The 14,469-nt window shown below is 44.0% G+C and carries 11 protein-coding genes; 1 reads left to right on the plus strand and 10 read right to left on the minus strand.

The features are described from left to right. Window positions 1-40 precede the first annotated feature (40 nt). From CAN34_RS07785 to CAN34_RS07830, 10 genes are all read right to left on the minus strand, one after another. The gene (locus tag CAN34_RS07785; RefSeq protein ID WP_089555166.1) at window positions 41-961 is read right to left on the minus strand and encodes a hydroxymethylglutaryl-CoA lyase; all 921 of its coding nucleotides are present in this window, start codon (window positions 959-961) and stop codon (window positions 41-43) included. Window positions 962-1,041: 80 nt separating this feature from the next. Further along, the gene (locus CAN34_RS07790) at window positions 1,042-3,195 is read right to left on the minus strand and encodes an acetyl/propionyl/methylcrotonyl-CoA carboxylase subunit alpha (RefSeq protein ID WP_089555167.1); all 2,154 of its coding nucleotides are present in this window, start codon (window positions 3,193-3,195) and stop codon (window positions 1,042-1,044) included. Between the two features lie 202 nt (window positions 3,196-3,397). Next, window positions 3,398-4,279: an enoyl-CoA hydratase/isomerase family protein gene (locus CAN34_RS07795; RefSeq protein ID WP_089555168.1), complete on the minus strand. Its 882-nt coding sequence runs from the start codon at window positions 4,277-4,279 to the stop codon at window positions 3,398-3,400. 92 nt (window positions 4,280-4,371) lie between these two features. Next, a complete protein-coding gene (locus CAN34_RS07800) occupies window positions 4,372-5,982 on the minus strand; it encodes a carboxyl transferase domain-containing protein (RefSeq protein ID WP_089555169.1) in 1,611 nt (536 codons plus the stop codon). 109 nt (window positions 5,983-6,091) lie between these two features. Further along, entirely contained in the window at window positions 6,092-7,849 is a 1,758-nt protein-coding gene (locus CAN34_RS07805; protein WP_089555170.1) for an AMP-binding protein, read from the minus strand. Window positions 7,850-8,204: 355 nt separating this feature from the next. Further along, window positions 8,205-9,449: an FAD-dependent oxidoreductase gene (locus CAN34_RS07810; protein ID WP_089555171.1), complete on the minus strand. Its 1,245-nt coding sequence runs from the start codon at window positions 9,447-9,449 to the stop codon at window positions 8,205-8,207. 185 nt (window positions 9,450-9,634) lie between these two features. Continuing rightward, a complete protein-coding gene (locus tag CAN34_RS07815) occupies window positions 9,635-10,354 on the minus strand; it encodes an amino acid ABC transporter ATP-binding protein (RefSeq protein WP_171996362.1) in 720 nt (239 codons plus the stop codon). Window positions 10,355-10,535: 181 nt separating this feature from the next. Then, window positions 10,536-11,207, minus strand: a complete 672-nt coding sequence (locus CAN34_RS07820) for an ABC transporter permease subunit (protein ID WP_079690836.1) — start codon at window positions 11,205-11,207, stop codon at window positions 10,536-10,538. Continuing rightward, a complete protein-coding gene (locus CAN34_RS07825) occupies window positions 11,204-11,950 on the minus strand; it encodes an amino acid ABC transporter permease (RefSeq protein ID WP_079690835.1) in 747 nt (248 codons plus the stop codon). Before CAN34_RS07825 ends, CAN34_RS07820 begins: the two co-directional genes overlap by 4 nt. Before the next feature lie 108 nt (window positions 11,951-12,058). Beyond that, window positions 12,059-13,054, minus strand: coding sequence for a glutamate/aspartate ABC transporter substrate-binding protein (locus CAN34_RS07830; protein WP_079690834.1), 996 nt, complete (start codon window positions 13,052-13,054; stop codon window positions 12,059-12,061). A gap of 379 nt (window positions 13,055-13,433) precedes the next feature. On the opposite strand from CAN34_RS07830, the gene CAN34_RS07835 reads away from it, so the two are divergent. Further along, a complete protein-coding gene (locus CAN34_RS07835; RefSeq protein ID WP_089555172.1) occupies window positions 13,434-14,414 on the plus strand; it encodes an Hsp33 family molecular chaperone HslO in 981 nt (326 codons plus the stop codon). Window positions 14,415-14,469 lie beyond the last annotated feature (55 nt).

The raw sequence follows: 14,469 nt of genomic DNA on the forward strand, positions 1-14,469 counted from the left end.
TTACTTATATTATGGTTAACTGTATTTGTAATGCTATTTCTTAAGACTGACGTTTATTAATCAATGCTCGTGAGACGTTTGAGCCATTAGGACGACCCAAAAACTCACTGATACGCTCACCAGCAACAACCAACTTATCCAAATCAATACCGGTACTGATGCCCATGCCGTGTAGCATATAAACCACGTCTTCAGTCGCTACATTACCCGTTGCACCCTTGGCATAGGGACAGCCACCAAGTCCGGCAACGGAAGTATCAAACTCACTTACGCCCATTTGCAAGGCTGCTAAAGTGTTGCTTAGTGCCTGACCATAAGTATCATGAAAATGACCAGATATTGCCGCTATATCAACGTATTCAAGGGCTGCTTGTAGAGCACGCTGAACTTTGATGGGTGTACCAACACCAATCGTATCAGCAATACCAATTTGCTCAGCGCCAATTTCAACCAGACGCTTGGTCACGTACGCTACTTGGCTGGGATCAATCTCACCTTCATAAGGACAGCCGACGGTACAGGAAATGACACCACGTACTTTGATACCTTGCGCTTTTGCCGCAGCAGCAACGGGCGCAAAACGCTCAATACTCTCATCAATACTACAGTTAATATTTTTTTGGCTAAAGGTTTCACTTGCTGAACCAAAAATCACGATTTCATCAGGAAGATGCAAAATCGCATTTTCAAAGCCGCGCATATTAGGTACTAACACGGAATAACAAACATCATCATGCCGTGTGGGTTTAAGCGCATCCAACAGCGCGCTATTATCACCCATTTGCGGTACCCATTTTGGCGAGACAAAACTAGTCACTTCGAGCTTTTTAATCCCAGCGGCAATCAGGTCTTCGATCAGTGTTTGCTTGATGGCAGTCGGTACGGTTTTGGACTCATTTTGTAAACCATCACGCGGACTGACGTCAACGATCAAGACGTGATCGGGGTACGAATGATTCATGCTTGCCACCCTTTTATTAATGTATTTATTAAGCCGAAATCTATCGTTTTGAAATTATAATGAAGCTTATACTTGAGGGTTTATGCCTCAACCACACTCTCAAGCCGCAACAACTCATCACCATCAGCAACCAAATCACCTGCTGCAAATAACAATTCTGCAACTACGCCATCGGTTGGTGCCGTAATAGTATGTTCGATTTTCATCGCTTCGATGACAGCTAATGGCTCGCCTTGCTTGACCATATCGCCAACCGCTACTTTAAAGGCAATAACTTGCCCGGGCATTGGTGATTTTAAGCTACCAACGGCAGCATTATCTTCGCCGACATGCGCCATAATATCAATCAGTTTGATCTGATCGCGCCCAGCATCCGTAAAGATATGAACCGTTTCATTATGAAGCCAGCTTTGTACCTGTACGCGGCTTTTATCTAACCATAACGTATGGTTATGAGCATCATCGCTGATATAACTGACCTGACCATTATGCAAAATATTGCATAGTGGTTTGGTTTGGTCGGTGGTTTGATTATTAGGGCTGATTTGATGAGCAGTACTTTGGACATCATTGTTGGTCGTATGCTGCTCAATAACGATATTAAACTGGCTGATTTTATCATTGGTTTTATCACTAGCATTAGCAGCATTGTGCCAATCACTAATCAGCGCCAGATAAGACTGCTCGTTATACACCAAGCTAAACTGCCGCGTATAATCGGTATAAGCACGGAATCCTGAAGGCTGACTAAAAGGATCTAGAGAATTGACATCGGATTTGACCGACTCGCTAGCTAGCTGTTGTACTACTGCCGTTGCAACAAGCGTCGATAGTTCAAGAGGATGCTGATCAAAAAGATTTGCTTGCTCACGCTCAATCAAGGCGGTATCTAAGTTAGCCTGACTAAATGAATCGGTATTAATAATATAGCGTAAGAACGCCACGTTATTCGGTAGCCCAACGATGCGCGTTTGCGCCAGCGCCCTATCAAGCTTCGCTAATGCTTGCTCACGGCTTGGCGCATGGACAATGAGTTTTGCAATCATCGAATCATAAAACGGGCTGATAACATCGCCTTCGCGGACACCATCATCGATGCGCACATCGTTGCCACGGTTTGTAATAGAAAAGGTACTGTGCTCAGGTTTTTGATAAGTAAATAACGTCCCTGTCGCTGGCAGAAAATCATTGTCAGGGTTTTCGGCGCAGATACGCGCTTCAATAGCATGACCATTGATAACCAGCTGATCTTGGGTTTTTGGTAGTGGCTTGCCAGCAGCAACCAAGAGCTGCCATTCAACCAAATCCAAACCAGTAATCGCTTCAGTGACCGGATGTTCAACTTGCAAACGGGTATTCATCTCCATGAAGTAAAAATGCATGGATGTCTCACGCTGCTCAACGATAAACTCAACCGTTCCTGCGCCGACATAATTCACTGCGCGCGCCGCTTCAATAGCTGCGGCACCCATCTCATCGCGCATGCTGACATCAACGCCGGGTGCTGGTGCCTCCTCTAACACTTTTTGATGGCGGCGCTGAACCGAACAATCACGCTCAAATAAATGTACGTAATTGCCATGGCTATCGCCAAATACTTGGATTTCGATATGACGCGGTTTTAAGGCATATTTTTCAATCAATACTTGATCATTACCAAAACTGGTAATCGCTTCACGGCGGCAAGATTCTAGTAAGCCGATAAAATCCGCGCTTTGCTCGACGATACGCATACCTTTGCCGCCGCCGCCAGCACTGGCTTTTATTAATACCGGATAGCCGATTTCATCAGCTTGCGCCTGTAAGAATGCACCATCTTGATTGTCGCCATGATAACCAGGAATGAGTGGCACGCCAGCGATTTCCATTAAGCGCTTAGACTCAGATTTACCACCCATAGCACGAATAGCAGCAGCCGATGGACCAATAAATACGATGCCTGCATCCTGACATGCTTGGGCAAAATCAGCATTTTCACTCAGAAACCCATAACCCGGATGAATCGCCTGCGCGCCAACTTCAAGAGCAATCGCAATAATAGCATCGCCTTTTAAATAGCTATCTTTTGGGGCAGAGCCGCCCAAATAAACCGCTTCGTCACAGACAGCGACGTGTTTAGCATGGCGGTCTGCATCAGAGTAAACCGCAACCGTACTGACACCCATACGCTTCGCCGTTGCTGCTACTCGGCAGGCAATTTCACCGCGATTGGCGATCAAAATTTTAGAAAACATAACTATCCTTATTATTTTGCCCTATATTTTTTATCGAGCATCAGTTTTCATTGATAGACTTCCCTGACTTGTCGATGCTGATTATTTAATACTAATTTGGTTAATATCTATCTACTTAGCGCTTATCTACTTAGTGCCTATCTACTTAGTGCCTATCTGCTTAGCAAGCATGTGGATTTCATTATTCATAATTTACTGTTGATTATTTATCTTCAGCTTGCCAACTAGGCTTACGTTTTTGTAAAAAGGCTTGTACACCCTCTTTACCTTGTTCGGAGGCGCGAATATCGGCGATTCCTTTGACCGTACGCTTAATAAGATTTTCAGTAATAGGTTGTTCGGCTACTTCATGAAGTAAGGTTTTGCAGGTTTTTACCGCGTCTGGACTGTTTTTGACAACATTTTTACAGAACGTTGCTACCACATCATCAAGCCATTCTTCGCTAACGCGCTCATGAATAAATCCAAGCTGACGCGCTTTTTTGGCATCAAAGACTTCCGCACTTAAGAAGTAACGCTGCGCTGCTCTAGCACCCATCGCGCGAATAACATACGGGCTAATCGTTGCTGGCGCAAGACCTAGTCGCACTTCACTTAAACAGAAATTAGCAATTTTAACGGCAAATGCAACATCGCATGCTGCTACCAAGCCCATACCGCCAGCATAAACATCACCCTGAATAGCGGCAATCGTTGGCTTTGGACATTGGTAAATAGTTTTAAGCATTTGCGCTAATTTATCGGCATCGGCTAAGTTTTCTTCATAGCTATAATCTGCCATCGCGCGCATCCAATTGAGATCCGCGCCAGCACAAAATGCTTTTCCAGCAGCCGCTAAAACGATGACACGTACCTCGTCATTAGCACCAAGCTTATTAAATACCTCGGTCAACTCAGCAATCATCTCATCATTAAAAGCATTACGTATTTCAGGACGATTTAAAGTAACCGCTGCAACGTGTTGATCAATAGTGACCAGTAGACTTTTATAATTATTTCCAGATTCAACACTTTTTATCGGAGCGGCTGCTTTAGCCTTATCAATAGCTGATGATTGCGTTTTATTTTTGATATCGTTTACCATGAATGTCTCTTTAACTTTAAATCGTGATGAAGGTTTTGGCATATTATTATGCATCTAACAGTGGTCTAACCAGACACTGTATACCTTACATATTACATTCTAAAGACACCGAAAGTCGTCTCTTCAATCGGGGCGTTATGAGCCGCACTAAGCGCTAATGCCAACACGTTACGCGTATCAGCAGGATCAATTACCCCGTCATCCCATAAACGTGCAGTGGCATAATAGGGATGACCTTGCTCTTCGTACATGTCACGAATCGGCGCTTTAAACGCTGCTTCATCTTCGTCGCTCCACGCTTCGCCTTTACGATCAAAGTTGTCGCGCTTGACGGTCGCGAGTACGGAAGCTGCTTGCTCACCGCCCATTACAGAAATACGCGCATTTGGCCACATCCATAAGAAACGAGGACTATAAGCACGGCCACACATGCCGTAGTTACCCGCACCGAATGAACCACCGACGATGACGGTGAATTTTGGTACTTTGGCATTGGCAACCGCCATTACCATCTTGGCACCATGACGAGCGATACCTTCGTTTTCGTACTTGCGGCCAACCATAAAGCCGGTGATATTTTGCAGGAACACCAATGGGATTTTGCGCTTACAGCACAGTTCAATAAAGTGCGTGCCCTTTTGCGCCGACTCACTAAATAAAATACCGTTATTAGCAATAATCCCGACTGGCATCCCTTCGATATGCGCAAAACCACAGACTAAGGTATTACCAAAACGCGCTTTAAATTCATCAAAGGCGCTATCGTCAACGATACGAGTAATAATCTCTTTAATATCAAATGGCTTACGCGTATCAGTAGGGATAACGCCATATAGCTCTTTAGCATCATAGCGCGGTGGACGTGGAGTAATTTGATTGGCAATTTGTTTGGCTGGACGATTAAGATGACTGACGATATTACGCGTTAACGATAACGCATGGGTATCGTTTTGCGCTAAATGATCGACGACACCTGACAGACGCGTATGTACATCAGCACCGCCTAAATCTTCGGCTGTCACTTCTTCACCAGTGGCGGCTTTTACCAGTGGCGGACCACCCAAAAAGATAGTCCCTTGGTCTTTGACAATAATAGATTCATCGCTCATTGCTGGTACATAAGCGCCGCCTGCGGTACAGCTACCCATTACCACGGCAATTTGCGGAATACCTGCTGCACTCAAATTGGCTTGATTAAAGAAGATACGGCCGAAATGTTCTTTATCTGGAAACACCTCATCTTGATTGGGTAGATTTGCGCCACCCGAATCCACTAAATAGACACACGGCAGATGATTTTCTTGGGCTATTTCTTGGGCACGCAAATGTTTTTTAACGGTCATCGGAAAATACGTACCGCCTTTTACCGTGGCATCATTACAGATAATCATACATTCAGTACCGTTGATACGACCGATACCTGCAAATAGGACAGCAGCAGGAATATATTCGCAATATAGATCGTATGCCGCCATCGGAGCCACTTCTAAAAATGGTGTGCCAACATCAAGCAAACGCTCAACACGCTCACGTGGTAGCAACTTGCCACGAGCTAGATGCTTGGCGCGCGCGCGCTCCGATCCACCTTGGGCAATTTTACGCAAATGCTCATGTAGATCGTCGACAACCACTTGCATGGCGGCGCTGTTTTGCTGAAATTCAGCAGCGTTTGGACTCAATTTACTGGTTATGATGGCGCTCATGGTATCCCTTTTTATACTTGTCTTTTAATTATGATCTAGTGACGTTACCTTTTTACAGTGGCTTATTCTTATTGACTGCTAACAGTTATTAGCAGCCGATAGCAGCCGTCTAGGTCAAGCCCAACTCCGCTTTCATCTGTTCAACGATTTTAAATTTTTGAATTTTACCGGTAATGGTCATTGGATATTCGGTCACGAAGCGATAATAGGTCGGAACTTTATAATGGGCAATATGCTCACTACAGAACTGACGCACTTCTTCTTCGGTCAAGGTGTCAGGATATTTAGGGATAATCCATGCTGCCAGCACCTCACCATAGCGCTCATCAGGTATACCAACGATTTGCACGTCACGAATCTTGGGATGACGGTATAAATAGTTCTCAATCTCGACAGGATAGATATTTTCGCCGCCACGGATGACCATATCTTTACTACGACCAACGATTTTGACATAACCATCTTCATCCATGGTCGCCAAATCGCCAGTATGCATCCAGCCATCTTGAATCGCTTCACGCGATTTAAAGCGACTGCCCCAATAGCCTTTCATCACCGAATAGCCACGGGTTAATAGCTCACCCGTCTCACCAATTGGTACGATTTTGCCGGTTTCGCTATCGATAACTTTTACTTCAAGCGCTGGTTGTACCAGTCCGACTGTCGAGACCTGCTTATCAAGCGGCGTATGTTCATTGGTCTGGCAAGAAACCGGACTGGTTTCAGTCATACCATAAGCAATCGTGACTTCGCTCATATGCATCTTATCAATGACGCGGCGCATCACCTCAATCGGACAGCTAGAGCCAGCCATAATGCCGGTACGTAAAGTGGATAAATCAAAGGTAGCAAAATCCGGATGGTCGAGCATCGCGATAAACATCGTCGGTACGCCATGCAACGCAGTACATTTCTCTTCTTCAACCGTTTGTAATACGGTAAGCGGATCAAAGCCGTCATTCGGGTAAAGAATACAACCGCCATGGGTTAATACCGCTAAGTTACCGAGCACCATACCAAAACAATGATAGAGCGGCACTGGAATACACAATCTATCTTTTTCGGTTAGGTTCATTGCCTCACCGATAAAATAGCCGTTATTAAGAATATTACGATGGCTCAAGGTCGCACCTTTCGGCGTACCCGTGGTGCCGCTAGTGAACTGCACATTAATAGAATCGGTATTTTTAAGCTGCGCTTGCCGCTCTGCTACTCGCGGATCGTTGGCATCGCCCTCGGCCATCCAAGCAGAGAACTTTTGCATAAAATTAAAGTTTTCATCACTATCAGGCTCATCAATCCAAATGATACGCTCAATCGTAGGAATTTCGACCAGATCCAACTGTTGATAGTTTTTATGATAAATCTCAGGGCATAACTCACGGATAAGCTGCGCGTAATCGCTACTTTTAAAATGGCGCATCAATACTAACGCTGAGCAGCCTAATTTATTTAGCGCATACTGTAGCTCAAAGGTACGATAGGCGGGATTGATATTAACCAAAATCACGCCAACTTTGGCAGTTGCCAACTGTATCAGTAGCCATTCAGCATTATTGTGCGACCAGATTCCGAGACGATCACCAATCTCAAGCCCCATCTCAATCATGCTACTCGCCAATTGATTGACCTGCTGTTGTAGCTCACGGTAGGTCCAACGAATATTTTGATGACGGGAGACCAACGCTTCTCGCTCAGGATATTTGGCAACAATGGCATCAAAAAAATCACCGATGGTTGCTTCAATCAGTGGTACATCAGGACCTTTGTCATAGCTTTGGGTGAGTGGCGCATTTGCTGAGCGTGCACCCATATTGATACTGGGAATATTATTTAGAATGCTATCGAAGTCAATAGTTTGAGTCATAACGAGTCCTTTCGTTTTACTTTTTACGGCACTTATTAATCGTGCTTATTAATCGCCTGTAGACAAGTCTTTCTTCCTTGAATAGGTCTTACATCGTGTGAACTACTATAACGCTATCAATGAAAGCCTGTCAATCATAGCAATACAATATGTATCATTTAATTAGCATTAAATACTAAAGCCTTTATTAAAGATAGCATAAAAATATGGTAGATATTTGATACAAAAAAGCCAGTCACGCTATTGATACGTGGCTGGCTTTTCAGTTAGGACTAAATTTCAGAATATTCTTAACTTAAAAATATGTGGCAGATTAAAAAGCCAAGACAGTTGACTAAAGGCATTTTTACAATTATTAAGCTGATACTATTGGTGGCGCTTTAATAGTAACTGTCGCACTGACTTCATTATTATCATCTAACAAATTCATGATAAGCTCATCATCACTTTCAGTGGTTACTTGCCAATTGCCATTCGCTTGCGGTACACCTGTTACCATCACCGAAATCGCTTTATTTTTTAGGCGAATCATCGGTGGTTTATGGTCATAGCCGCGATGCTCTAACCCTAAGATATCATCAGCAATGGTGGCGGCTTGTGCGCGTAGCGGTGCGACATAACGGCAAGCAACGCCATTGATGGACATACAATCGCCAATCGCATAAATATTATCAGTAGTGGTACGCAGCGTCGGCGCATCAACCTCGATACCAGTGCGGCGATTAAACTCAACCCCTGCTGCGGTTGGCAATTTATCATCAACAGTCAGGCCCGTACTGGCAATCACATGATCAACGATTAATGTCTCAGACTGCGCAGCCTCTGCATTTTCTGTGCTAGAAACAACTGGCTTATAGCTAACCTGCAACTCACCTTTACTATTACGAATAACACTAGAGACCTGACAACCACCCAAAAAGTTAATACCTTGTGATTTCACTGCTTGGGCAATACGTGCAGTCGCTTTTGGCGGTAGCATTTGCGATAGCGGCGCATCATTTAAATCAATCAGCGTCACATGATGACCGGCTTTTAACAAGTCTTCAGCAATTTCAGTGCCTACCATACCGGCACCAATAATGGCGACGCGCTGACAGCCAACTGCCAGCTGCTCTTGTAGCTGCCCAAAGCGCTCAATATGGTTAACATGCCAGACTAGCTCTTCTGGTAAGCTTTTTGGAAAGATAGGATGGGCACCCATTGCCAAGACCAGCTTGTCATAGTTGATAGTTGCATAATTGGTGTAAACCGGATCTGAGCGCAGCGCAGAGATAAGCTGTAATTGTTGCGTGGCAGGGTCAATATCGCTGACATTGGTATTCGCCAATAAAGTTATCCCTGCTGCTGTTGCGGCATCAACGCCAGTCGCTCGCACTAAATCCGATGCACGCTTATTTTGGCTAATCGCCATGGTCAGCATGGGCTTATGATAACGATCGCCATTATCGGCAGTAATCAAGGTAATTGGGATGTCTTTATCTTTTGCGCGAATCGCATCAATGACATGCCAGCCTGCTAAGCCTGCGCCAATGATAACAATACCTTCAGACGATGTATTAGACGATGAGGTCGATGACATGGACAGATTTTCTACACTCATATTAGCTCCAATAAAGTTGACGAATTATTTTAATTATCAGAATATTGACCGATATTATATCAGTAAACAGACATTCACTCACACTCACATTAACATTAACATTCATATTAAATATATAAATTAATTACAACAAAAAAAGCGCCTATCTATAGACGCTTCTCATGATAAAAAATCTAACTTATACGCTAATGATTGAGAATTTTCGATAAGAACATTTGCGCGCGGTCGCTTTTTGCACTTTCAAAAAATTCATCCTTACTACAGTTTTCGACGATATGACCTTCATCCATAAAGATAATACGATTGGCAACCTGATTGGCAAAGCCCATCTCATGGGTCACGCACATCATGGTCATGCCATCACGGGTGAGCTCAACCATAACATCAAGCACTTCTTGAATCATCTCAGGGTCGAGTGCTGAGGTTGGCTCATCAAAGAGCATCGCCACAGGATCCATCGCTAATGCGCGGGCAATCGCTACGCGCTGCTGCTGACCACCGGATAGCTCAGCTGGATATTTCGCCGCCTGAACCGTTAGCCCTACTCGATCTAAATAGGCCATAGCCTTCTTTTTAGCTTCGTCTTCTTTACGACCTAATACTTTGATTTGAGCAACGGTCAAATTGTCAATAATCGTCAGATGCGGGAACAACTCAAAGTGCTGAAACACCATCCCAACTTGACTACGTAGCTTAGGCAAATTAGTTTTCGGCGCACCCACTGAGATACCGCTAACCATTATCTCGCCCTTTTGAAAAGGCTCAAGCCCATTGACGGTTTTTATCAAGGTCGATTTACCACTGCCCGATGGACCACAGACCACCACGACATCGCCTTTATGCACATGCGCGGTACAGCCAGTCATCACCTGAAAGTCGCCATACCATTTACTGACATCGGTCATTTTGATGACAATCTCATCGCTTGCATGACCATTGTCGGTGACCAGTCCACCAAATTCATTTATATACGTGTCAGCGTTATTTATCACCGGCTCATTCATCACTGGCTCCTAACCACATTATTTTCGTAATTATTAAATAAAGCTATTCTTACGCAGGTTTCAATACAGAGGTAGCAAAACCTTAAAACCTTAGACGTTTTTGCAATTGTTGCACACCAATAGAGGCACTCAAACTGATGATAAAATAGACCGCCCCTGCCCCAAGTATATATGGTGTCAGTAAGCCCATCAGCTCACCGCGTACATAAGCGGCACGGAAAAAATCCGTCAAGCCAATGGCAAAAACCAATGTCGTATCTTGGAATAAAATAATACATTGCTGCAAAATCAGCGGCAACATCTTGCGAAACGCTTGCGGTAAAATAATCAAGCGCATTGTCTGCCCATAAGTCATGCCCAGTGCTTTGGCAGCATTAACCTGACCACTGCCGATGGATTGAATACCGGCGCGTACCACCTCTGAAAAATAAGCTGCCTCAAACATCATAAAGGCGACCACACAAGAGGTAAAGGCTGTATCTAGTTGTAGATATTTACCCGCTATCCAAAAGTAAATCATTGGTACGGCGAAATAAAACCACAGTAGCACGAGTAATAATGGCACAGAACGAAAGTAGTTGACGTATAGCTTAGCGGGTATCTCAAGCGCTTTGATACCAGATAGCCGCATCAAGGCCAATACCGTTCCTAAGCTGATACCACCTAAGATAGCTAAAAACAATACCTTTAAAGTGGTGAGCATACCGCCCATCAAGCCTGGATATGCGGTTGCAAGTTCAGTCATCATATTCATTTTTGACTCCCTGCAATCAGCCCAGGTACGCGCAATTTACGTTCAATCAAACCCATAATGGCAATCAAAGACAGATTAAACACCAAGTAGATAATAGTCGCGTAAGTATAAATCTCGAGACTGTTTTGGGTATATTCACTGATGGTTTTGGTTTGGCTAATCAGCTCCATTACCCCCACTAAAGACGCTACCGACGCATTTTTAAAGCAGTTGGTCAGCTCCGAGCTCATTGGCGGTAAGATAATCCGAAACGCTTGCGGCAGCAGCACTTCTTTGTAGGCTTGCGGGATACTAAAACCGAGCGCATAAGCGGCATTGATTTGTCCTTTTGGTAGCGACTCGATACCGGTACGTACTTGTTCGACAATACGGGCAGCGGTAAATAAACCAAGACCGATACTAGCTGATAGCATGGCGGAAGTATTTGGAGACAAGTCTTTATACCACCACTCTTGTATGGATGGCGTCAGCCAACCGGGGGCGATATAGAACCAGAAAAACAATTGTACTAATAAAGGAATATTACGGAAAAAAGTCACATAAGCAGTGCCAATAGCACGCGCGCCTTTATTTGGCAAGGTACGCATAATACCAAAGATGGTACCAACCACCATGGCAATTGCCCACGCAATACTACCAATCAATAACAGCCAGCCAAGACCCGTAATCATCCAATGGATATACAGCTCATTACCGATACCGGTCTGCTCAAAGAGCACACCCCAGTTCCAGCTATAATTCATAATTGTCTCTCCGAGCAACGGTTAAAAAGCTCACGCCTCAGACTGCCATCAAGAAATTTGACAAACAATCTGAACGCGTAAGCATGCTATGTTGAGGGACAAGGATGGTTATTGCGCAGTCGCTACTTTTGGCTGATCGCTATCATGTGGATTGGCAATCAAAGCTTTTAAGTTATCTGACATCTCAAACTTTAGATTGACGTTTTTCGGTGGAATAGGATTCATAAACCATTTGTCATAAATAGTATTAATTTCGCCTGATTTAAAGACATTGGCTAATGCTTCATCGACCACCGCTTTAAATTCAGGGTCGTCTTTACGCATCATACAACCATAAATCTCAAATGACTGTGGCGTACCAACGATAACCCAATCATCAGGGTTTTTAGCTTTGGCTTTTTCACCCGCGAGTAGTACGTCATCCATCATAAACGCATCAGCACGACCGTTCTCTAACATCAAGAAGCCTTCGCCATGGTCTTTTGCTGAGATAATGTTGGTATTCATCTTTTTATCATCATTATACTGACGGATATAACGCTCTGAGGTAGTACCAGCAGTCGTCACTAAAGTCTTACCTTTCAGGTCTTCGAAGTCTTTAATACCAGAGTCTTTTTTGGTTAATAGACGCGTACCGATTTCAAAGAAGCCGTTAGAGAATGCCACTTGTTTTTGGCGCTCTTCATTGTTGGTCGTTGAACCACACTCAAAATCTACCGTGCCGTTTTGTACTAATGGAATACGGGTTTGTGAGGTGATTAGGTTATAGCGAATTTTTAGATCCGGCATATTCAATTTTTCTTTTACTGCTTCAACCACTTTCATCTCTAAATCATGGGCATAACCGATAGGCTGATTAGGGTCGTCAGCGATATAAGAAAACGGAATAGAGGAGTCACGGTGACCGACCACGATAGTGCCTGAATCTTTGATCTTTTTTAAGGTACCATTGGCATTTGCTGCCGCTTCTGTGGTCGCTTCGCCATCTGCTGGTGTAGCCTCAGAGGTAGTTTGATTACTGTTGTTACAGCCTGCCAATCCTAGCGCCATAAAGGCAACCAATGTTAAGGGTTTGGAAATAGAGGTAGAAAGAGAGTAAGTCATGAGATACATCCTTTTATCACATTATCATAAAATTTGAAGGGGACTTAGGCGTTATAGATTTGTTGTAATCCAATTTATCGCCATGCGTCCGTGCTGTTGCTGTTATTTATCACTATGCAACTCAATGTTACTGTACAACAAAATGACTGGTGGGGGTAAACTTTTTTTACTTAGGCGACTATTTTAAAGGTTTCTATTTTTCAAACTTAAATGACCACCAACAAAAATGAGCTTTGGCGCAAATAATACGTATAGTGATTAAGACGAGTATTTATCCTTAATAAACGCCCTAAAACTGTCAAGCAATCTAGCAAATATGATTGATAAATCCGTATCAATCCCCATAAAGCTAGCAACTTCTTAATCTTATAAATGACCTATGAAACAAGATACTCAAGCCCCAAACTCCGCTGACCAAACTGTTGGCAATACTCCCGATAACGACTTACGCCAGCGCTTTTTTATCGAAGACTCGCCGGTGCGCGGTGATGTGGTACGCCTATCACGCAGCTATGCGACGACGATTGCGCAAAAGCCCTATCCTGAAGCAATTAAACGCTTATTGGGTGAAATGCTGACGGCAGCAAGTTTGCTTATCAGTACCGTTAAAATCGATGGTCGCTTGTCGATTCAATTACAATCATCAGATAGCGATAGCTTGCTCAATTGGGCGATGGCTGAATGCGATCAAAACGGTATCATCCGCGCCCTTGCCAGCTGGAAAGGCGAAACTGATGAGCAGATACAAGCGTGGGACCAGATGACCCATGCCAAAGAAGCCTTTGCTGAACTTGGCGCTATGGGTCAAGGCGTATTATTTATTAATATCCAGCCTGATGGTGGCGAGCCGTACCAAGGTATCGTTGAGCGTAGCCATGACAACTTGGCTGACTGCTTAGCACATTATCAAAAGCAATCGGCGCAGATTCCTACGCTGATTAATTTGGCATCTGATGGGTTGCAAGCAGGTGGTATATTGGTACAAATGCTACCTCGTACGGCCGAAGAAACCTATGAAGTCGAGCAAAATGCAGACGCTGGTATCGATGATGATTTGTGGACACGCTTGTCTGTATTGACACGCACGCTAAAAGCGGAAGAGTTGACCACGCTGGATACCAACGAGATTCTTTATCGCTTATATAATGAAGAAAAAGTCGTTGCTCCTGACCCTGCTTCTTTGTCATTTGGTTGCACCTGTTCACGTGAAAAGTGTGAAATGGCAATCGAGCAAATCGGTGAAACGGAAGCATTGGATATCGTTGCAGAACAGAACGGTACTTTTGAGATGGATTGCGGATTTTGCGGTGAAATTTACAAATTTAACAAAGATGATGTTGCGGTAATTTTTGCTGAATAGTCTTTAGTTTGATTTGCTTGGCCATTTGGCCATAAAAAAACCCTCAAAGCCCATT

The organism is Psychrobacter sp. DAB_AL32B (genome assembly GCF_002224105.1).
In the GTDB taxonomy this organism is placed as follows: Bacteria; Pseudomonadota; Gammaproteobacteria; order Pseudomonadales; family Moraxellaceae; genus Psychrobacter.